This is a genomic window from Escherichia sp. B1147, from assembly GCF_001660175.1.
Taxonomy (GTDB): domain Bacteria; phylum Pseudomonadota; class Gammaproteobacteria; order Enterobacterales; family Enterobacteriaceae; genus Escherichia; species Escherichia whittamii.
In genome coordinates, this window is record NZ_LFHY01000018.1 from 99,348 (window position 1) to 120,880 (window position 21,533).

The following is a 21,533-nucleotide window of genomic DNA, read 5'->3' on the forward strand; positions in this document are numbered from 1 at the left end:
ATAATGCCGCCCATGTCGCGGCATTGTTTTCATGGAAGACGAACCGTTGGGATTTTTTAAGAAAACATCTTCATCACATGCTCGTCTGAATGTGCCTGCGCTGGTGCAGGTGGCGGCGCTCGCCATTATTATGATCCGTGGCCTCGACGTGCTGATGATTTTCAATACGCTGGGCGTGCGCGGCATTGGCGAGTTCATTCATCGCAGCGTACAAACCTGGAGTTTAACGCTGGTCTTTTTAAGCAGTCTGGCGCTGGTTTTTATTGAGATCTGGTGTGCGTTCTCGCTGGTGAAAGGGCGTAGTTGGGCGCGCTGGCTGTATCTGCTGACACAAATCACTGCGGCCAGTTATCTGTGGGCGGCCTCGCTCGGTTATGGTTATCCGGAGCTGTTCAGCATTCCCGGTGAATCGAAACGTGAAATCTTCCATAGCCTGATGCTGCAGAAGCTGCCGGATATGCTCATCCTGATGCTGCTGTTCGTTCCCGCGACCAGTCGGCGGTTCTTCCAGTTGCAATAATGTGTATAATCGTCGCCCCTGATGATGTGAAGGTCAATGTATGCAGTGCGCACTTTACGACGCGGGTCGCTGTCGGTCCTGTCAGTGGATAACGCAGCCGATTCCAGAGCAACTTTCCGCTAAAACCGCCGATCTTAAAAATCTGCTCGCCGATTTTCCGGTCGTGGAATGGTGTGCGCCGGTGTCTGGCCCGGAGAGAGGGTTTCGTAATAAAGCCAAAATGGTGGTGAGTGGTAGCGTAGAAAAACCACTGCTCGGTATGCTGCATCGCGACGGCACGCCGGAAGACCTTTGCGACTGCCCGCTTTATCCTGCCTCATTTGCACCCGTTTTTGCGGCGCTGAAACCGTTTATCGCCCGTGCGGGGCTAACGCCTTATAACGTGGCGCGTAAGCGTGGCGAACTGAAATACATTCTGCTGACCGAAAGCCAGACAGACGGCGGTATGATGCTGCGCTTTGTACTGCGTTCTGACACCAAGCTGGCGCAACTGCGTAAGGCGCTGCCGTGGTTACAGGACCAACTGCCGCAGCTGAAAGTTATTACCGTCAACATTCAGCCGGTACATATGGCGATTATGGAAGGGGAGACGGAGATCTACCTTACGGAACAACAGGCACTGGCGGAGCGTTTTAACGATGTGCCGCTGTGGATCCGCCCGCAAAGTTTCTTCCAGACTAATCCGGCGGTCGCCAGTCAACTGTACGCCACCGCGCGCGACTGGGTACGGCAACTGCCGGTCAAACATATGTGGGATTTGTTCTGCGGCGTGGGCGGTTTTGGTTTGCATTGCGCGACGCCAGAAATGCAACTCACGGGCATCGAAATTGCACCTGAGGCGATTGCTTGTGCCAGACAGTCGGCTAACGAACTGGGCTTAACGCGACTGCAATTTCAGGCGCTGGACTCTACCCAGTTTGCCACCGCTCAGGGGCAAGTGCCGGATCTCGTGCTGGTCAACCCACCGCGTCGCGGCATTGGTAAACCACTGTGTGATTATCTCTCACAGATGGCACCGCGCTTTATCATCTACTCCAGCTGTAACGCCCAAACGATGGCGAAAGATATCCGGGAACTGCCTGGCTACCGCATTGAGCGGGTACAGCTTTTCGATATGTTCCCTCACACCGCGCATTATGAAGTGCTGACACTGCTGGTGAAAATTTAAATACATCACGGTAATAAATCTTTCAGCAACAACTATTCACTCAAAATAATAATCGTGATCGATCGATTAATAATAACCGATCGATCACGATTATATATCGCTCTATTTTTGCAAATCAAATCACAAATAATCAAATAAGATCTTTAATTGAACTGTTTTGATTACTACAGTGCGTTTACCAAATACATGCAGAGGCATCGCTTAGCGAAACACAAAATTTCCTGAAACTTTATTAACGTCAGCAGAAGGTTCATGCATTGACAACGGAAATGTACGCTTATGGAGGGCGTTCCGACGATGTTTGCCAAATTCATAGATGTTATTCAAACGTTTTTAACTGAACCGGCAATTTTAATTGGTTTGCTGGTGGGTATTGGTTATGCCCTTGATAAGAAATCGCCAATAAAAATTATTACCGGCATGGTAAGCGCCATGGTGGGATTAATGATGGTGTTATTTGGTGGTTTCCAGTTTTCCGCAACATTTAAACCGGTAGCAGAAGCTGTAAGTAAAGCCTATGGTGTTCACGGATATTTAATGGATTCCTACGCGATGAAAGCGGCAACGCAAATTGCGTTGGGAGATAATTTTGGTTACGTAGGTTATGTATTTGTTCTGGCATTTTTTACCAACCTGCTGCTGGTATTATTTGGTCGGTATACTGGTGCCAAAGGGATATTTTTGACAGGGAATACCGGTGTTTCACATTCTCAGGCGGTATTATGGTTGATTGTCTTTTGGCTGGGTTTTAGCTGGACTACATCCATCATTATTGCCGGAGTATTAACGGGGGTATTCTGGGCTTTCTCCACCACGCTCATTGTTAAGCCCATTGCCAAAGTGACCAAAGATGCTGGTTTTACCATTGCTCATAACCAGATGTTGGGATTGTGGTTTTTCTCCAAATTTGCGCATAAATTTGGTGACCCTGAAAAGCACGATGCTGAAAACCTGAAACTCCCCGGTTGGCTGGCGATTTTTAACCATAACGTAACGGCTATCGCCATTGTGATGACGCTGTTTGTTGGTGGTTTCTTGCTCTCAACGGGTATCGATAATGTCCAGTTAATGGCGAAAGGTAAGCCCTGGTATATCTATATTATCAACCTCGGTTTACAGTTTTCGATGTACATGGTCATCCTTCTACAAGGTGTGCGGATGATGGTGGGCGAAATTAACGGTTCGTTTAAAGGCTGGCAAGATCGCTTTATTCCTAACGCTATCCCTGCTGTCGATGTCGCCGCGCTGCTACCATTTTCACCAAACGCGGCGACGTTAGGCTTCGTCTTCTGTACTTTTGGCACCATTTTCTCGATGGGGATCTTATTACTGATCCACAGCCCAATTATGGTATTGCCTGGCTTTGTACCGTTATTTTTCTCAGGCGGTCCGATTGGTGTATTAGCGAACCGAATGGGCGGATACCGTTCCGTTATTATCTGTACATTCTTGCTGGGTATTATTCAGACCTTCGGTACGGTGTGGGCTATTCCGTTAACCGGACTTGCTGAAAATGGCGTCGGCTGGACAGGAATATTTGACTGGGCAACCGTATGGCCTGCTATTTGTGAAGTTCTGAAATTTATTGCTGCAACATTCCATCTTGGTCCTTACGCGGGTTAATTAAATATTAAGGGTTTAAAAATGAAAGATACAATTAATATTCTGTTTGTCTGTGGTTACGGTGTCGGTAGTAGCGTTATGTTACAAACGGTAGTTAAAAAAGCGCTGACCAAATATGATTTCAAAGTTGAAATGGAACATACCGCCGCAGGCGAAGTAGGCGGATTTACCGACTGGGCGGATATTTTCGCCATTTCGAAAAAGTTACTCGATGTGGTTAGTCTTGACCCGAAACATGGCCAATATTTAATCCCGATTGAAAATATTATGGATGGTGAAACTATTGGTCAGCAAATTTACGAAGTGGTTCAGCAACATTATCCACATCTAATTAATCAATAAGGTAGGGCGTAATGAGAGCGATTATTCTGCTGTTCGATAGTCTGAATAAACGTTATCTGCCACCTTATGGCGATGCGTTAACCAAAGCGCCTAATTTCCAACGTCTGGCGGCTCATGCCGCCACCTTTGAAAACAGTTACGTCGGCAGTATGCCGTGTATGCCTGCCCGACGTGAATTGCACACTGGCCGCTGTAACTTCCTGCACCGGGAATGGGGGCCGTTGGAACCTTTTGATGACTCTATGCCGGAGCTACTCAAAAAAGCAGGTATTTATACCCATTTAATCAGCGATCATTTGCATTATTGGGAAGATGGGGGCGGAAATTACCATAATCGCTATTGTTCATGGGAAATTATCCGTGGTCAGGAAGGCGATCACTGGCAGGCGAGTGTAGCGGAACCGCATATTCCCGAGGTGTTACAGGTGCCGCAAAAACAGACCGGCGGCGGCGTTTCTGGCCTGTGGCGGCATGACTGGGTCAACCGGGAATATATTCAACAGGAAGCGGATTTTCCTCAAACTAAAGTGTTTGATGCGGGCTGTGCCTTTATCCACAAAAATCACGCGCAAGATAATTGGTTATTGCAGGTCGAAACGTTTGATCCACACGAGCCGTTCCACACAACGATTGAGTATCTTTCCTTGTATGAAGATAACTGGGACGGGCCGCATTATGACTGGCCGCGTGGTCGGGTGCAGGAGAGCGCCGAGGCCGTGGAGCATATCCGCTGCCGCTATCGCTCGCTGGTATCGATGTGCGATCGCAACCTGGGGCGCATTCTCGATCTGATGGACCAGCACGATCTGTGGCGAGATACCATGCTGATTGTCGGCACTGACCACGGTTTTTTACTCGGTGAGCATGGCTGGTGGGCGAAGAACCAGATGCCTTATTACAACGAAGTTGCCAATAATCCGTTGTTTATCTGGGATCCGCGCAGTGGTGTAAAAGGCGAGCGGCGACAAGCGCTGGTGCAAATGATTGACTGGGCGCCAACGTTGTATGACTTTTTTCAACAGCCAGTGCCGCCAGATGTGCAGGGGCAACCGCTGGCGAAAACGGTCAGCCATGATGAACCGGTATGTAGTGCGGCGATGTTTGGTGTCTTCAGTGGTCATGTTAACGTAACCGATGGGCGTTACGTCTATATGCGTGCCGCGCTGCCGGGGCGTGAGGATGATATTGCTAATTACACGTTAATGCCTGCCAAAATGAACAGTCGCTATCCGGTGGATGAGATGCGGGCTTTATCGCTGGTCCCGCCGCTTCGTTTCACCAAAGGATTACAGGTGTTACGCATTCCGGCACAGGAGAAATATAAAGGGCTGAATCAATTTGGTCATTTGCTGTTTGATTTGCAAGACGATCCGCAGCAGTTACATCCGATTCATGATGATGCGATCGAGTCCCGGATGATCGAATTGCTGATTCAGTTGATGAAAGACAATGATGCACCGCCAGAGCAGTTCCAGCGTTTGGGGCTGGCGTAGAAAGGTGATCTTGCCGGAGTTGGCGTTCGCCCACTCCGGCTTATTAATATTTACTGCGGGAACCACTGGTCGCTAATTTTCTGATATGTACCGTCTGCTTTAATTGCCGCCAGGGCGTTATTCAGTTTTTCCAGCAGGGATTTGTTATCTGGACGTACAGCAATGCCAAGGCCGGTGCCGAAGTACTGCGGATCGGTCACTTTCTCAGTTGCAACGCCCAGTTGTGGATTGGTTTTCAGCCATTCATTAACCACCGCAGTGTCGCCAAATACGCCATCAATACGGCCATTTTTCAGATCGATAAAGGCATTTTGGTAACTGTCATAGGAGACAGTTTTCACTTCCGGGTGCTGATCTTGAATATATTTCTGGTGCGTAGTGCCGTTTTCCATCCCAATGCGTTTGCCTTTCAGGTCAGCAAACGTTTTGTAGGTATCTTTTTTGGCAATGACGACAGCTGAGTTTTCGTAGTAGGGCGTGGTAAACGATACCTGCTTGCTACGCTCTGGCGTGATATCCATACCAGAGATAACGGCGTCATATTTCCTGAATTTCAGTGACGGGATCAGGCTGTCGAAAGCGTGATTGGTGAAAGTACATTCTGCCTGCATCTGTGTGCATAACGCTTTTGCCAGGTCGATATCAAAGCCGACGATCTGGTTATTGGCATCCATCGACTCGAACGGAGGATAGGTCGCTGATACGCCAAAATTGATTTTCTCTGCGGCAGAAGCGCCGAACGCACAGGATGCGAGTAAAGCGGCAAGAACTAACTTTTTCATGATGGAACTCCCGTCTGTCAATCTTATGGTTATTGGCCGTGTCTGCGGCATGGGGTTACAATGCCATCAAATGAATTTATATGCAATAAATGTGACTAAATAATTTTTAAAGCATAAAAAAAGACGGACAACTTAGTGGGTTATCCGTCTTGATGATAAAAACTTATGCACTATGCAGGCCGGATAAGGCGTTCACGCCGCATCCGGCACTGGCACCGTGCAGGTGTCTGATGCGACGCTGGTGCGTCTTATCAGACCTACAAAACCGTACGCAGCTACATTAATTCCGCCGCTCGAACGCCAGCGCTTTGCGCTCAATAAGACGCATCATCAGCGTCAGCAGACCATTAACGATCAGGTAAATAATCCCCGCTGCGCCAAATACCATCACATCGTAGGTGCGCCCGTACAGTAACTGGCTGTAACCCATCACTTCCATCAGCGTAATGGTGTAAGCAAGCGAAGTACTTTTGAACACCAGCACCACTTCGTTGGAATAAGAAGAGAGTGAGCGTTTAAAGGCATACGGCAGCAGGATCGCCAGCGTATCTTTTTTGCTCATTCCCAGTGCGCTACAGGATTGCCATTGACCTTCCGGGATCGCGCGAATGGCACCGTAAAACAGCTGCGTGGTATACGCCGCACTGTTCAGCGATAACGCAATCAGCGCACATAACCACGGTTCTGACAACAGATGCCATAGCGCCGGATATTCCTGCAACGTCGGGAACTGACCTGGACCGTAGTAAATCAGGAAGATCTGCACCAACAGCGGTGTACCGGTAAACAGCGTGATATAGCCACGCACCAGCCATACCAGCACCGGCGTTTTCAGCGTCAGAATGATGGTAAAAATCAACGCCAGAATCAGCGCCACAATCAGCGAGGCAACGGTTAGCGTCAGGCTGGTATGCAGCCCTTTCATTAGTTCGGGTAAATACTCAAACATCAGCCAGGCCTCCGCTCAAAACGTGTCGCGCGCAGGTCAATGCGTTTGAGAATGTACTGACTCAACAGAGTAATCACCAGGTAAATCGCCGCCGCCACAATGTACCAGGTAAATGGCTCCTGGGTACGAGTGGCGATGCTTTTGGTTTGCAACATTAAGTCATTCACACTGATTAAACTGACCAGCGCGGTATCTTTCAGCAGCACCAGCCACTGATTACCGAGGCCAGGCAACGCATGACGCCACATTTGTGGCATCACCAGACGAAAGAAGATAGCCGATTTTGACAGCCCCAGCGCCTGACCAGATTCCCACTGGCCAACTGGCACCGCTTTTAATGCACCACGCAGCGTTTGCGATGCATAGGCGGCATATAGCAGCGATAGAGCGATGACACCACAAAGGAACGGACTGACGTCAAAGTTCTCGATGTCCATCTGCACCGGGATCTGTATGATCCCAAGATTGATGGTGAAGCCATCCGCAAGCGTCAGCAGCAGCTGTGAGGAACCAAAATAGATAAACAGCACCACCAGAATTTCTGGCAGGCCGCGCAGGACCGTCACCAGCGCTGAACCTGCCCACGCGACAGGGCGCCATTTTGCCGACTCCCACACCGCAAAGAACATCGCCAGTGCCAGTCCGACAATTAATGCACAAACGGCAAGGCCGACGGTCATCCCGGCGGCGCTTGCTAAAGGGAAAAATTCATTCATCAGGAATTACTTCTGGAACCATTTGTTGTAGATGGTTTCGTAAGTGCCATCTTTCTTCACTTTTTCCAGCGCAGCATTGAATTTCTGCTGCAATTCAGTGTTGCCCTGACGTACTGCAATGCCGAGGCCAGTGCCGAAGTAATCTTTGTCGGTCACTTTATCGCCCACAGCCGCCAGTTTCGGGTTGTCTTTCAGCCATTCAGTTACCACTGCGGTGTCACCGAATACGCTGTCGATACGACCGTTTTGCAGATCCAGTTTTGCGTTCTGGTAGCTGTCATACGGCACGGTGGTGATTTCCGGGTGCTTATCCATAATGAATTTCTGGTGCGTCGTCCCGTTCTGTACGCCGACTTTTTTGCCTTTCAGCTGATCAACGCTGGTGTATTTACCTTGCTGACCCACAAACAGTGCGGAGTTGTCATAGTACGGCGTCGTAAACAGCACCTGCTTTTCACGCTCCGGGGTGATATCCATCCCGGCCATCACCGCTTCTACGCGACGAAATTTCAGGCTTGGGATCAGGCTGTCAAACGCCTGGTTAGAGAAAGTGCAGGTCGCATCAATTTCTTTACACAGTGCCTGTGCCAGGTCGACGTCAAAACCGACGATCTGGTTATTCGCATCCATCGATTCAAACGGAGGATAAGAGGCTTCGGTAGCAAAACGAATGGTTTCGGCGGCTGTGGCGGAAAGGCTAAAACCTGCAATTAACGCGGCAATCAGAACTTTTTTCATTGTTGTTATCCCGAATCTTAGTGAGAGAGATAGTTTTTAAATGCTTCGGTCTGCGGCTCGGTAAAGCAGCTCGCGTCGCCTTGTTCTACGATGTGACCGTTTTCCATATACACCACACGGCTGGCGGTTTTACGCGCCACTTCAACTTCGTGGGTGACGATCACCTGGGTAATGTTAGTTTCCGCCAGCTCACGAATAATGCTGACGATTTGTGCGGTAATTTCCGGATCCAGCGCGGCGGTCGGTTCATCAAACAGCAGTACCTGCGGTTCCATCATCAGCGCGCGGGCGATAGCAACACGTTGCTGCTGGCCACCAGAAAGATGCAGCGGGTAACGATCGCTATAAGGTTTGAGACGCAGACGTTCCAGCAGTTTTTCTGCACGGGCCAGCGCCTGATCTTTACTCAAGCCGAGTACGCGGCAGGGCGCTTCAATCAGGTTTTGCTGCACGGTGAGATGCGGCCACAGATTGTATTGCTGAAACACCATACCGACGTTACGGCGCAGCTCGCGGATCGCTTTGTCAGATGGCGTTTTAGTGAAATCGAAATGGTTGCCTGCAATGTTGAGCGTACCGGAGCGCGGCATCTCTAGCAGATTGAGTACACGCAGCAGCGAGCTTTTCCCCGCGCCGCTGGGGCCAAGTAACACCAGCGTTTCGCCTTGCGGGCAATCCAGCGTGATATCGAACAGCGCCTGGTGTGCGCCGTAGAAGCAATTAATGCCGTTTAATTGAATACTCATTGACACTCGTATACTGGCAGTCGGATAGCTATTGAAGTCGAAGATACTACCTTTGACAGAATAATTATGCAATATTTCTGCTTTAAAAGTTAAAAGCAAAGCGCATTATTCAATAAACATAGCACAAAATAACGGCGGCGAAGGGCGGCGAGCATAAATGTCGGCATTCTTCACAGAATGCCAGACAATTTATGGGGGTTATAATCTAATCAAGGGATTAACGGTTCTCAACGGACTGACGTAATGTCCCTGCTTTGGCGTGAACGCTGCCGCCTAAATAGCGCACATCGTCGATCACCCAACACTGTCCTTCCTGAATCATCAGCACTTCATCCTGCCAACTCTGGTCGCCTTGTTTCAGATCCACCCGCAGCGGAATATTGCGCGCATCGCGATTTGGGATGGTCGAGGCGCTGGCAACTTGTGCGCTGTCAGGCAAGGTGGTGCGACTGGAGAACGGATCGCTGCTTAATAATTCGCGATGGCTGTTATCGCGGCTGGCATCACTCAGCAAAGTTGCCAGTTTGTCACTTAAATATGGGCGCAGAGCGGTAATGTCGTTACTGCGGTGCGAAATGCGATAGTCATAAAACTGCTGGGCCACGCTGTCAGGTCCGCCCTGGACGCAAGAACCTGTGCGGGAGCCGTTGTCTTTATAGGCTGGTGTGACGGTGGTACAAGCACTGAGTAGCAGTGCGCAAGGGATAATCATGGTCAATTTGCTGTAGCGCATAATCATTTCCTTATAAGCGATCGCTCTGAAAGCGTTCTACGATAATAATGATATCCTTTCAATAATAGCGTATCAGTCCGATAATGCTTTGAAGATCGAAGGCTTAGAAAACAAGGAGATCGATCATGCAATTTTCCACAACCCCAACACTTGAAGGCCAGACCATCGTTGAATATTGCGGTGTGGTGACCGGCGAAGCGATTTTAGGCGCTAACATTTTTCGCGATTTCTTTGCAGGGATCCGCGATATCGTTGGCGGACGTTCCGGTGCGTATGAAAAAGAACTGCGTAAAGCGCGGGAGATAGCCTTTGAGGAGCTTGGTGAGCAGGCGCGAGCGCTGGGGGCTGACGCCGTGGTCGGCATTGATATCGACTACGAAACGGTCGGGCAAAATGGCAGTATGCTGATGGTTAGCGTCAGCGGAACGGCGGTGAAAACGCGTCGATGAGGAGAGTCTTCTGGCTGGTTGCCGCCGCTTTGTTCCTGGCTGGGTGCGCAGGCGAAAAAGGCATTGTCGAGAAAGAGGGATACCAGCTTGATACCCGGCGCCAGGCGCAGGCGGCGTATCCGCGCATTAAAGTTTTGGTGATCCACTACACGGCTGAGGACTTTGATACGTCACTGGCGACACTGACCGATAAGCACGTGAGTTCGCATTATCTGGTTCCTGCCGTGCCACCACTTTACAACGGCAAGCCGCGTATCTGGCAACTGGTACCGGAACAGGAACTGGCCTGGCATGCGGGGAGCAGCGCCTGGCGTGGCGCGACACGAATTAACGACACCTCTATAGGTATTGAGCTGGAAAATCGCGGCTGGCAAAAATCAGCGGGGGGCAAATATTTTGCGCCATTTGAACCGACACAAATCCAGGCGCTCATTCCACTGGCGAAGGATATTATCGCCCGCTATCACATCAAACCAGAAAACGTGGTAGCACATGCGGATATTGCCCCACAGCGCAAAGATGATCCCGGGCCGTTATTTCCGTGGCAACAACTGGCGCAGCAGGGGATTGGTGCCTGGCCAGATGCGCAGCGGGTGAACTTTTATCTTGCCGGGCGTGCGCCGCATACACCGGTAGATACCGCCTCATTGCTGGAACTGTTGGCCCGTTACGGCTATGACGTGAAACCAGAAATGACTCCAGGCGAACAGCAACGAGTGATTATGGCTTTCCAGATGCACTTCCGCCCGACGTTATATAACGGCGAAGCGGATGCAGAAACTCTGGCCATCGCACAAGCGTTGCTGGAGAAATACGGTCAGGATTAGCGCGGCAGTTTTCCGTGGTCGCGTAACCAGGCGGCAGTTTTCTCGATCCCTTCATCCAGCGTGATGACAGGCTGATAACCTAACTCTTCCTGTGCACGCGTAATATCCAGCGTAAAGTCAAAATTCAACTTGGAGACGCCGTAGTGAGTTAGCGGCGGCTCTTTCGCTGACTTGCGGCCTAAACGCTCCATACTGCGGGCGATCATATCCAGCATCGGGTAGGGAACAGAACGAATACGACAGTCAATATTCAACTCGTCGATCAGCTTCTGCACGATGCTGCGCAGTGTACGATGTTCGCCGTTGGTGATGTTATATACCCTGCCGGAAGGCAGTTTGTCGCAGTTTTCCTGGCTTGCCAGCCACATGGCATGCACGGCATTTTCGTAGTAGGTCATATCGACGAGCGCACTGCCGCCGTGCGGTAACAGAATGCTGCCGTAGTGGTGCATCATATGTGCCAGGCGGGGAATGAACACTTTATCGTGTGGCCCAAACAGACTTTGTGGACGCAGAATAGTAAAGCGTGTTTGTGGATTCGCCTGAGAGAGCATATTGATCACTTCTTCGCTGGCGGCTTTGCTGCGGGCAAATTCGTTGGCGAAGCGGTGAGGGCGAAAATCTTCTTTGATATCCCGGTGGTGATGATAATCGAAGTACAGTGAAGGCGAAGAAATGTGAATAAAGTTACGCACTCCCCAGGCGACGGCCCATTCGCCCAGGCGACGCGTGGCGCGAACGTTGGCCAGATCGAAAGCCTGCTGCGTTCCCCAGGGCGAGGTAAAGCTGGAGCAGTGCCACAGCGTATCAATGCCGGCGAGCATCACTTTAGCCTGCGATGAGACAAGTTCGGTCAGATCCGCCCGGACAAACTCTGCGCCCATTTTTTCCAGCAATTTGCCCATCGCTTCGTTGCGACCGGTCGCTCTCACGCTGATACCTTTCTGGCATAAAAACTCAACCGCGTTTCGACCTAAGCCGCTGGTGGCGCCGGTAACCAGTACCTTCATATCATTCCACTGTTGTTTATAAGACGACGTGCGCATTCTTTCGTGATTTCCCCCTTGATGCAATGGGAAACATGAAAGAATCACGCAGGTTTTTTTCGATTAATCTGTGATTTGTTCTGCAAGTCTGGCGATTCGTTTTGCCATGCCGCGAAAAATAAACAGATGCGCGGGGATCATGAAAAGCCAGTAAAACAGGCCTGGCATGCCGTGCGGATGCCAGAAAGCGCGAACGTCTATGGTGCGGTAGTCGCCTTTATCCTCCAGCGTAAAACAAAGTCGTCCCAGTCCCGGCGCTTTCATACCAAATAACAACGTAAGTTGTTTTTCCGGTTCAACGACAATCACTTTCCAGCTATCTACCGTATCGCCCGTCTGCAAATATTCCCGCTCAGGGCGACCTTTCGCCAGTTTATGACCGATCGCGCGGTCCATCAGCGCCCGGGTCTGCCACAAAATATTTCCAAAGAAGTAACGTTCTTTTCCGCCGATTTGATTGACCACGCGCCATAGTGCCTGAAGACTGGCGGAAGTTTTAACCGTAAAACCGGCCTGTTTGGCGAAATAACCGTATTCTGGTCGCCAGCGAGCAAAAGCCTGCGCGTCATATCCCCAGTCGCTGGAGTTGACCAGTTTTTCTTCCTCTTTCAACGTGCTACGTACCGCGTCATCGAAAGCGATCAACGGTTGTGGAATGAGTGCACGTAACCCGGTGTCATCTGCCAGCAGATCGTGTTTCAGCCCCTGAATCAACGCTTTGGCAGTAGTAGAGGGAACGGAGGTAATCACATTGAGAAACCACACCGAAATCCAGCGGGTGGGAAAGGGGATGGGGATCAACCAGCGGCGTTTACCGCTCACGGTCATAAAATGTTCGAATTGTTGTTGATAACTGAGCACCTCTGGCCCGGCGGCTTCGAATATCCGATGTTCGCTGGCCGGATGGTCTAACAGCGCCACCAGATAGTGCAGCAGGTTTTCCAGCGCGATGGGCGTGGTGCGTGAACGTACCCAGCGTGGTGGCGTTAATACCGGCAGGTTGTAAACCATATCGCGCATCACTTCGAACGCTGCGGAACCTGCTCCAACGATAATTCCGGCACGTAATTCAGTAACTGGCACACCGGCTTCACGCAAGATATCCGCCGTAGCCTGGCGGGCGCGCAGATGATCCGACTGCTCGTGGGGCGGGGCCTGCAATGAACTGAGAAAGATTAATTGCTTCACTGGCACTTCGCGCAGAGCATCACGGACGTTGAGAGCAACCTGCCGCTCCTGAGCGATAAAATCACCGCCTTCGCCCATGCTGTGCACCAGAAAATAGACGGTATCGATATCCTGCAACAGGGCCGGAAGATTATCCGGCCAGCTAAGATCAACATTATGGCAACTGACGTTTGCCAGTTGCAGCTTTGTGAGCCTGTCGACATGACGTGCCGCAGCCAGAATCTGGTGCCCTTGCTGGCTGAGTGCCTGCACCAGATGCTGACCAATGTAGCCACTGGCACCGAGAACTAAAATGCGTTGCGGCACGTCTCCCTCCTTAACGTGCTAAGAAAGCGCGCCAGTGAGCAGCGACTTCAGCCAGTTGCTCGCGCGAAACGTCGAGATGCGTCACCAGGCGGACAATCGGTGAGGCGTTAATCAGCACATTTCTCGCTTTCATGTATTCGCCTAACGCGGCGGCATTCTCTTCGCCGACGCGGACAAACAGCATATTGGTATCCTGACGCATTACATCCGCGCCCGCTTCACGCAACTGCTCCGCCATCCAGGCGGCGTTATCGTGGTCTTCCTGCAAGCGTTCGACGTTATTTTTCAGGGCATACATCCCGGCGGCAGCCAGAATGCCGGACTGGCGCATCCCACCACCCGTCATTTTCCGCCAGCGGATGGCTCGCTTAATGTAGTCACGGTTACCAACCAGTAACGAACCGACTGGCGTACCAAGACCTTTCGACAGACAAATGGTGAACGAATCACAATATTGCGTGATCTCTTTCAGTTCGCAGCCGTAAGCCACTACGGCGTTAAAGATGCGTGCGCCGTCAACGTGCAGCGCCAGATTGCGCTCGCGGGTAAATTCCCATGCCTGTTTCAGGTATTCACGCGGTAACACTTTGCCGTTGTGGGTGTTTTCGAGACTGAGCAATTTGGTGCGGGCGAAGTGAATATCGTCGGGTTTGATTTTCATCGCCACTTTATCCAGCGGTAGCGTGCCGTCGGCAGCTGCGTCGATGGGTTGCGGTTGAATACTGCCCAGTACCGCTGCGCCACCGGCTTCAAACAGATAGTTATGCGCTGCCTGACCGACAATATACTCTTCGCCGCGTTCGCAGTGACTGAGCAGAGCGACCAGGTTGGCCTGAGTGCCGGTAGGCAGAAAAATGGCGGCTTCTTTACCGGAAAGTTCTGCCGCATAGTCCTGCAGAGCATTAACGGTAGGGTCGTCTCCGTAAACATCGTCCCCAACCGGGGCGGCCATCATCGCCTCGAGCATGGCGCGGCTCGGTCGGGTAACGGTATCACTGCGTAAATCAATCATGGCATGTCCTTATTTATGACGGGAAATGCCACCCTTTTTACCTTAGCCAGTTTGTTTTCGCCAGTTCGATTACTTCATCGCCACGTCCGCTGATGATTGCGCGCAGCATATACAGACTAAAACCTTTTGCCTGTTCGAGTTTGATCTGCGGCGGAATGGCTAATTCTTCTTTTGCAACCACCACATCCACCAGCACCGGACCGTCGATGGAGAAGGCGCGTTGCAGGGCTTCATCGACTTCAGACGCTTTTTCCACGCGAATACCCGTAATACCGCACGCTTCAGCAATGCGGGCAAAGTTGGTGTCGTGCAGTTCGGTGCCGTCAGTCAAATAGCCACCAGCTTTCATCTCCATCGCCACGAAGCCCAGCACACTGTTGTTAAAGACGATAATTTTCACCGGCAGTTTCATTTGTACCACCGAGAGAAAATCACCCATCAGCATACTGAAACCGCCATCACCGCACATGGCGACCACCTGACGTTCCGGCTCTGTTGCCTGTGCTCCCAGCGCCTGAGGCATGGCATTGGCCATCGAACCGTGGTTAAACGAACCTAACAGGCGGCGTTTTCCGTTCATTTTCAGATAACGTGCCGCCCATACCGTAGGTGTGCCAACATCACAGGTAAAGATGGCGTCATCGGCAGCAAAATGGCTAATTTGCTGCGCCAGATATTGCGGGTGAATCGCTTTCTCGCTGGGTTTGGCTAAATCATCCAGCCCTTTACGGGCATCGCGGTAATTTTCCAGCGCCTTATCAAGGAATTTGCGATCGGTTTTTTCTTCCACCAGTGGCAGCAGTGCACGCAAGGTCGATTTGATATCGCCCACCAGCGCCATATCTACCTTGCTGTGCGCGCCGATGCTCGCTGGGTTTATATCAATCTGGATAATTTTGGCATCGGTCGGGTAGAAGGCGCGGTAGGGGAACTGGGTGCCGAGCAGCACTAAGGTGTCGGCGTTCATCATGGTATGGAAACCAGACGAGAAGCCGATTAATCCGGTCATTCCGACGTCATAGGGATTATCGTATTCGACATGTTCTTTACCGCGCAGGGCATGAACCACAGGCGCTTTAATTTTCCCGGCAAACTCTACTAACTCTTTATGCGCCCCCGCGCAGCCGCTGCCGCACATCAGGGCGATATTGCTGGAGTAACGCAGCAGTTGCGCCAGTTTGCGTAACTCTTCTTCTTCAGGTGTGACAATGGGCAAGGGGGCGTGATACCAGTGTGTGGTTGCCCCTTCTGGCACAGGTTTTAACGCCACATCGCCCGGTAACACGACAACCGAAACGCCACGGTTTAACACCGCTTTGCGCATGGCAATCGCCAGCACTTGTGGGATCTGCTCCGGGCTGGAAACCAGCTCGCAATAGTGACTACATTCGCGGAATAACTCTTGCGGGTGGGTTTCCTGGAAATAGCCGCTGCCAATCTCGCTGGAAGGAATATGGGCGGCAATCGCCAGTACCGGAACGTGATTGCGGTGGCAATCGAACAGGCCGTTAATTAAGTGCAGGTTGCCGGGGCCGCACGATCCGGCACAGACCGCCAGTTCTCCCGAAAGCTGGGCTTCAGCACCAGCGGCAAAGGCCGCCACTTCTTCATGACGGGTGGACATCCACTCGATGGTGCCCATTCGGTTAAGACTGTCGCTAAGACCGTTAAGAGAGTCGCCCGTCACTCCCCAGATGCGTTTGACCCCTGCTGATTCGAGCGTTTTGGCGATATAAGCTGCAACCGTTTGTTTCATGGTTTTCCATCTCCTGAATGTGATAACGGTAACAAGTTTAGTTCATCTGACGGAGGGGGAAGGGATGGGAGAAAAAGGAGGCACTAACGGTTAAACAGCCCGATGACAGGAATATCATCGGGCATAAGGCGATTACGCGAGAACCAAATCCCCCTGCGGATGGCAGGAGCAGGCCAGTACGTAACCTTCGGCGATTTCGGCGTCGGTCAGCGTCATGGTGCTGCTCACCGTATATTCACCAGAAACCACTTTCGTCTTACAGCAACCGCAAACACCCGCACGGCACGCGGCGACAACCGGAACTTTATTGCTTTCCAGTGCTTCCAACAGCGTGGTACCAACCGGGGCGTAAAATTCTTGCGCCGGTTGCAGTTTGGTGAATTTCAGACCACTGGTTGCAGCTTCTGCCACTGGTGTAAAGAACTTCTCTTTAAAGAAGCGTGTCACACCGAGCGCTTTAACTTCCTGCTCTACCCAATCCATATACGGCGCCGGGCCACAGGTCATCACAGTACGTGAGGCCAGGTCAGGAACGCTTTCCAGCAGTTCACGAGTCAGACGCCCGGCAACGAAACCGTCGGTAACGTTATTCTCCGCCACCAATGTCACCGGATAGTCACGCCACTCATCTGCGAAAATAACATCCTGCGGCGTGCGCACGTTGTAGATCACCTGCACATCGGCCTGCGGACGGTTCTTCGCCAGCCAGCGACGCATCGACATAATCGGCGTGACACCACAGCCTGCCGCCAGCAACAAGAATTTATCTTCTGCTTTATCGTCGCAGGTAAATTCCCCCATCGCGTCCGAAAGCCAGAGATAGTCACCGCGTTTTACATCGCGAGTCAGCCATTGGGAACCGATACCATCATCAATCCGCCGCACGGTCAGAGTGATGTATTCACTCACGCCTGGCGTGGAGGAGATGGTGTAAGCACGCAGCGTTTCTGCTGAGTTTCGCACGCTGACCAGCGCATATTGCCCTGCGCGATACGGATAGTAATCATGGCAAATCAGGGAAATCGTCCACACATCCGGCGTTTCTTGCTTAATGTGATGAACCTGCATCCGCCACGGGCATTGATTCGTTGGCATCGTCATCGACAAACTCCTTACGCGCTCAACAGTTGCTTCATGTCTTCTTCAACAGTGGTGATAGAACGCAGGCCGAATTTCTCATTCAGCACCGCCAGCAGGTCTGGCGTCAGGAAGCCTGGTGCGGTCGGGCCGGTGACGATATTTTTCACGCCCAGAGAAAGTAGCGTCAGCAGAATGACAATCGCTTTCTGTTCAAACCAGGAGAGCACCAGTGACAGCGGCAGATCGTTCACTCCACAGCCCAGTTTTTCTGCCAGCGTCACCGCCAGAATAATCGCTGAGTAAGCATCGTTACACTGACCTGCATCCACCAGACGTGGCAGACCTTCGATATCGCCAAACTCGAGTTTGTTAAAGCGATATTTACCGCAGGCGAGGGTCAGGATCAGGCAGTCATCCGGTACGCTGGTGGCGAAATCGGTGAAGTAGTGACGCTCGCCGCGTGCGCCGTCACAGCCACCAAGCAGGAAGATATGACGCAGTTTTTCACGGCTCACCAGATCAATCAGCGTATCCGCCGCGCCAAGCAGCGTCTGACGGCCAAAGCCAACGGTGATCAGGTGCGGAATTTCGCTGTACGGGAAGCCCGCCATTTGTTGCGCCTGGGCGATAACCGCAGAGAAATCTTCGCCATCCAGATGACGAACGCCCGGCCAGCCAACAATGCTGCGGGTCCAGATACGATCGTCATAAGCGCCCACGGTTGGGTCGATGATGCAGTTAGAGGTCATCACGATGGGGCCAGGGAAGCGAGCGAACTCAACTTGCTGATTCTGCCAGCCGCTGCCGTAGTTACCGACCAGATGCTTGAATTTACGCAGCTCCGGGTAGCCGTGTGCAGGTAGCATTTCGCCGTGGGTGTAGACATTAACGCCCGTGCCTTCGGTCTGCTCCAGCAGGTTGTAGAGATCTTTAAGATCGTGGCCGGAAATCAGGATGCATTTACCCGCCGTCGCTTTGACGTTGACCTGAGTTGGCGTTGGGTGACCGTATTTACCGGTTTCGCCTGCGTCCAGAATGCTCATCACTTTGAAGTTCATCTGGCCGATTTCCATTGAACACTCGAGAAGCGCGTTCATATCGGAAGGCCAGGTCCCCAGCCACGCCATGATTTTATGGTACTGGGCGTAAATATCGTTGTCGTATTGACCGAGAACGTGCGCGTGTTCCATATAGGCCGCCGCACCTTTCAGGCCATACAGGCAGAGCAGACGCAGACCGAGAATGTTTTCACCAATCGCCGCTTTATCTTTGTTCGGCGTAAATTCTGCCGCCTGACGTTGCAGCTCGCCCAGATCATCGCTCACCAGTTGCAGGTCAGCCATCGGGTTATCGACGCGGGCGTTGGCATCAACTGCCTGGCATTGCGCTTTCAGCGCCTCGCGCAAGGCAATCGCTTCACGAGCGTAGCCGACAATGCGCGGAGAATCGAAGTTAACGTTGGTCAGAGTTGAGAAAAATGCGCGTGGCGCGAAGCTGTCAACGTCATGGTTGATGATGCCGTATTCACGTGCTTTCACTGCCCAGGCAGAAAGCCCTTGCAGCGCCGCAATGAGTAAATCCTGAAGGTCAGAGGTTTCCGCCGTTTTACCACACATCCCCTGCGCGTATGAGCAGCCGTTTCCTGCCGGAGTACGGATAGTTTGTTCACATTGCACACAAAACATGATCACACCTTTAAAGTTATATTTAATATACATGTTTAAGGTTAAGACGCTTAACGCGGGGATAAAAGGGATTTTTAGTGCAACTTTAAGGGAGATTGATTTAGCGCAATTTTGGCGGCAGGGATCTACCGCCAGAGAGGTATTATGCGGAGAAAAAGGCGATGAGAATTGGCACTAACAGGCTAAGGATAAAGCCGTGAACAATCGCTGCCGGGACCATCTCCAGCCCACCTGTACGCTGAAGAACGGGCAGGGTGAAATCCATTGATGTGGCACCACATAAGCCCAGTGCCGTAGAGCGGCTGCGGCGAATCAGGCCAGGGATCAACATAATGGCGATCAACTCACGGGCCAAGTCATTGAAGAACGCCGCACTACCGATTACCGGACCAAAAGATTCGGTCAATAAGATCCCTGAAAGAGAATACCAGCCGAAACCGGAAGCCATTGCCAGCGCGGTATTGATGGGGAGATCAAGAATAAAGGCATTAATTAAACCGCCAATTAAAGAACTGGCAACCACCACTGCGGCGACAATCATTCCACGGCGATTAAGGACAATCTGCTTTAAGGTCATGCCATTGTTACGCAGCTGAATACCGACGAGGAAAAGTAACAGAATTAACGTGTATTCGCTGGCTTCGGTCGCGTGTTGTAAGAAACCTAATCCGCTAAGGCCAATAGCAAAACCAATCACCACGACGCCACACAGTTTCAGCGACTCCAGTGCCATCGCAATACGCGACGGCAATTTCTCTTGCTGGTGGCTATTGCGCCACGGCAAACCGCGTTCCAGCCACAGCAAGGCGACAATATTGCACAGTAAAATAATGGTAATACTGACAGCGGAATAATGCAGAATCGCCAACAGGTTACTGGCGAGATTATCGAGAAACGCCAGACTGATACCCATAAAAAAGAGAATGAGATAAACCATCCAGCTTAATAGCTGATTAATGCGTTTTAACGCAGCTTTTTGGCGAAGTGGAATGAGGTAACCCACAATCAGGGGAACCAGAATGATTAACAGCCCAGAAAACATGAAAACCCAGTCCTTGCAAAGAAGAAGTCGAAATGCGCGATGACACACTACTGAAAGCAGAAGGATGAGTAAAGTTGCAATTAAAAGGAAACGTTATTCATCAGAAACAGTAGGGTATTCCTTTTCATTTAAAGATATTCTTGCGCTTTAATTACAAACCGCACCGGTGTTGGTGGCGTCAAAATCGCTGAGGCGTTCCCTGAAGGCCGGGGCAGCCTACATGGATGTGGGCTGAGGGCGCGTTTTACAGGGATGTTACCTCGCGCCCGACCCGTTAGCCGCAAAGGATAAGCCGAGGGTACCGCGCAGCGGCGATTTTGTTCGCCAGAGCCCGGGGGTGCAGGGGGCGGCGGCGATTGGCCGCCCCCTGCGTGCTCCTTGCGCCAGTGGCAATATGTGGCTTAACTCATGAAAGGAGCGCAACAAGATGATGAATCAACATATAACAACATCTTAAAAAAAGGCCTGACATTGCGTCAGGCCTTTTGCGCTAATTAATCGCGTTTTTCCAGCAGGGTCCGGTAAATCAGACCACCAATAATACCGCCGACAATTGGCACTACCCAGAAGAACCACAGCTGTTCTAACGCCCAGCCGCCCTGGAAGATGGCAACCGCGGTGCTGCGCGCCGGGTTAACGGAAGTGTTAGTCACCGGAATACTGATTAAGTGAATCAGCGTTAATGCCAGACCAATAGCGATCGGCGCAAAACCTGCCGGAGCGTATTTGTCGGTTGCACCGTGGATCACCAGCAAGAAACCAGCACTCAATACCAGTTCAACCACCAGTGCAGAAAGCATGGAATAGCCGCCCGGTGAATGCTCGCCATAACCGTTAGAAGCGAAGCCGCTGGCCGCCGCGTCAAACCCAGCTTTACCGCTGGCGATTAAATACAGCAGTGCCGCCGCAACAATACCGCCGATAACCTGGGCTACTACGTAACCAATCACTTCTTTTGCCGGAAAACGGCCACCAGCCCATAAACCAATAGTGACCGCCGGGTTAAAGTGGCCACCGGAGATATGACCGACAGCGAAGGCCATCGTCAGCACGGTTAGACCAAACGCCAGCGCGACACCGGCAAAGCCAATGCCTAATTCCGGGAACGCTGCCGCCAGCACGGCGCTACCGCAGCCACCAAATACAAGCCAGAAAGTACCAAAACATTCAGCTGCTAATTTTCTGAACATATCCACCTCAATTAAAAATTGACCCTGTGAACAATATGGTCGTTTTATATGGTCGCCGTAAAAAATGACGACAGAAATAATGCATTGGTATTTTAAAAACGAAGGCGAGTCATTCGCCAGATAAATAAATCCAGTAATTTTG

The 21,533-nt window shown here is 51.4% G+C and carries 21 protein-coding genes; 7 read left to right on the top strand and 14 right to left on the bottom strand.

Features of this window, described 5'->3' with window-relative positions; all coding sequences use genetic code 11:
- Positions 1–31 precede the first annotated feature (31 nt).
- From A9180_RS19270 to A9180_RS19290, 5 genes are all read left to right on the top strand, one after another.
- On the top strand, positions 32–520 hold the full coding sequence (locus A9180_RS19270) for a YbjO family protein (protein ID WP_064530158.1): 489 nt from the start codon (positions 32–34) through the stop codon (positions 518–520).
- A gap of 40 nt (positions 521–560) precedes the next feature.
- Positions 561–1,688, top strand: coding sequence for a 23S rRNA (uracil(747)-C(5))-methyltransferase RlmC (gene rlmC / locus A9180_RS19275; protein ID WP_064530159.1), 1,128 nt, complete (start codon positions 561–563; stop codon positions 1,686–1,688).
- Between the two features lie 279 nt (positions 1,689–1,967).
- Positions 1,968–3,311 carry a PTS sugar transporter subunit IIC gene (locus A9180_RS19280; RefSeq protein WP_064530160.1) on the top strand — a complete coding sequence of 448 codons (1,344 nt, stop codon included), beginning with the start codon at positions 1,968–1,970 and terminating at the stop codon, positions 3,309–3,311.
- Between the two features lie 21 nt (positions 3,312–3,332).
- A complete protein-coding gene (locus A9180_RS19285; protein WP_064530161.1) occupies positions 3,333–3,653 on the top strand; it encodes a PTS sugar transporter subunit IIB in 321 nt (106 codons plus the stop codon).
- Positions 3,654–3,664: 11 nt separating this feature from the next.
- Complete coding sequence (locus tag A9180_RS19290) at positions 3,665–5,146, top strand: sulfatase (RefSeq protein WP_064530162.1); 1,482 nt, start codon at positions 3,665–3,667, stop codon at positions 5,144–5,146.
- A gap of 50 nt (positions 5,147–5,196) precedes the next feature.
- On the opposite strand, the gene artJ is transcribed toward A9180_RS19290, so the two are convergent.
- The 6 genes from artJ to A9180_RS19320 form a co-directional block, all read right to left on the bottom strand.
- The gene (gene artJ / locus A9180_RS19295; protein ID WP_064530163.1) at positions 5,197–5,928 is read right to left on the bottom strand and encodes an arginine ABC transporter substrate-binding protein ArtJ; all 732 of its coding nucleotides are present in this window, start codon (positions 5,926–5,928) and stop codon (positions 5,197–5,199) included.
- 280 nt (positions 5,929–6,208) lie between these two features.
- A complete protein-coding gene (artM, locus tag A9180_RS19300) occupies positions 6,209–6,877 on the bottom strand; it encodes an arginine ABC transporter permease ArtM (protein WP_000464489.1) in 669 nt (222 codons plus the stop codon).
- Entirely contained in the window at positions 6,877–7,593 is a 717-nt protein-coding gene (artQ, locus tag A9180_RS19305) for an arginine ABC transporter permease ArtQ (RefSeq protein ID WP_064530164.1), read from the bottom strand. The genes artM and artQ overlap by 1 nt, the downstream gene beginning before the upstream one ends.
- Positions 7,594–7,599: 6 nt before the next feature.
- Positions 7,600–8,331 (bottom strand): arginine ABC transporter substrate-binding protein ArtI, encoded by a 732-nt coding sequence (artI, locus tag A9180_RS19310; RefSeq protein ID WP_064530165.1) that lies wholly within the window; start codon positions 8,329–8,331, stop codon positions 7,600–7,602.
- 17 nt (positions 8,332–8,348) lie between these two features.
- The gene (gene artP, locus A9180_RS19315) at positions 8,349–9,077 is read right to left on the bottom strand and encodes an arginine ABC transporter ATP-binding protein ArtP (protein ID WP_000027211.1); all 729 of its coding nucleotides are present in this window, start codon (positions 9,075–9,077) and stop codon (positions 8,349–8,351) included.
- 217 nt (positions 9,078–9,294) lie between these two features.
- Positions 9,295–9,810 (bottom strand): lipoprotein, encoded by a 516-nt coding sequence (locus tag A9180_RS19320; protein ID WP_064530166.1) that lies wholly within the window; start codon positions 9,808–9,810, stop codon positions 9,295–9,297.
- A 125-nt stretch (positions 9,811–9,935) separates the two neighbouring features.
- Here A9180_RS19320 and A9180_RS19325 point away from each other — a divergent pair, with 125 nt between their 5' ends.
- Positions 9,936–10,259, top strand: a complete 324-nt coding sequence (locus A9180_RS19325) for a heavy metal-binding domain-containing protein (protein ID WP_001160732.1) — start codon at positions 9,936–9,938, stop codon at positions 10,257–10,259.
- On the top strand, positions 10,256–11,086 hold the full coding sequence (amiD, locus tag A9180_RS19330; RefSeq protein ID WP_064530167.1) for an N-acetylmuramoyl-L-alanine amidase AmiD: 831 nt from the start codon (positions 10,256–10,258) through the stop codon (positions 11,084–11,086). The genes A9180_RS19325 and amiD overlap by 4 nt, the downstream gene beginning before the upstream one ends.
- On the opposite strand, the gene A9180_RS19335 is transcribed toward amiD, so the two are convergent.
- The 8 genes from A9180_RS19335 to aqpZ form a co-directional block, all read right to left on the bottom strand.
- Positions 11,083–12,096, bottom strand: a complete 1,014-nt coding sequence (locus A9180_RS19335) for an NAD-dependent epimerase/dehydratase family protein (RefSeq protein WP_064530195.1) — start codon at positions 12,094–12,096, stop codon at positions 11,083–11,085. The genes amiD and A9180_RS19335 overlap by 4 nt on opposite strands.
- A 99-nt stretch (positions 12,097–12,195) precedes the next feature.
- Complete coding sequence (locus A9180_RS19340) at positions 12,196–13,626, bottom strand: SDR family oxidoreductase (protein ID WP_064530168.1); 1,431 nt, start codon at positions 13,624–13,626, stop codon at positions 12,196–12,198.
- Positions 13,627–13,636: 10 nt separating this feature from the next.
- The gene (gene ltaE / locus A9180_RS19345) at positions 13,637–14,638 is read right to left on the bottom strand and encodes a low-specificity L-threonine aldolase (RefSeq protein ID WP_064530169.1); all 1,002 of its coding nucleotides are present in this window, start codon (positions 14,636–14,638) and stop codon (positions 13,637–13,639) included.
- Between the two features lie 37 nt (positions 14,639–14,675).
- Positions 14,676–16,394 (bottom strand): ubiquinone-dependent pyruvate dehydrogenase, encoded by a 1,719-nt coding sequence (gene poxB / locus A9180_RS19350; RefSeq protein ID WP_064530170.1) that lies wholly within the window; start codon positions 16,392–16,394, stop codon positions 14,676–14,678.
- Between the two features lie 132 nt (positions 16,395–16,526).
- The gene (hcr, locus tag A9180_RS19355; protein ID WP_064530171.1) at positions 16,527–17,495 is read right to left on the bottom strand and encodes an NADH oxidoreductase; all 969 of its coding nucleotides are present in this window, start codon (positions 17,493–17,495) and stop codon (positions 16,527–16,529) included.
- An 11-nt stretch (positions 17,496–17,506) separates the two neighbouring features.
- Entirely contained in the window at positions 17,507–19,159 is a 1,653-nt protein-coding gene (gene hcp / locus A9180_RS19360; RefSeq protein WP_064530172.1) for a hydroxylamine reductase, read from the bottom strand.
- Between the two features lie 142 nt (positions 19,160–19,301).
- On the bottom strand, positions 19,302–20,201 hold the full coding sequence (lysO, locus tag A9180_RS19365; protein ID WP_064530173.1) for an L-lysine exporter LysO: 900 nt from the start codon (positions 20,199–20,201) through the stop codon (positions 19,302–19,304).
- A 494-nt stretch (positions 20,202–20,695) separates the two neighbouring features.
- Positions 20,696–21,391: an aquaporin Z gene (gene aqpZ / locus A9180_RS19370; protein WP_064530174.1), complete on the bottom strand. Its 696-nt coding sequence runs from the start codon at positions 21,389–21,391 to the stop codon at positions 20,696–20,698.
- Positions 21,392–21,533 lie beyond the last annotated feature (142 nt).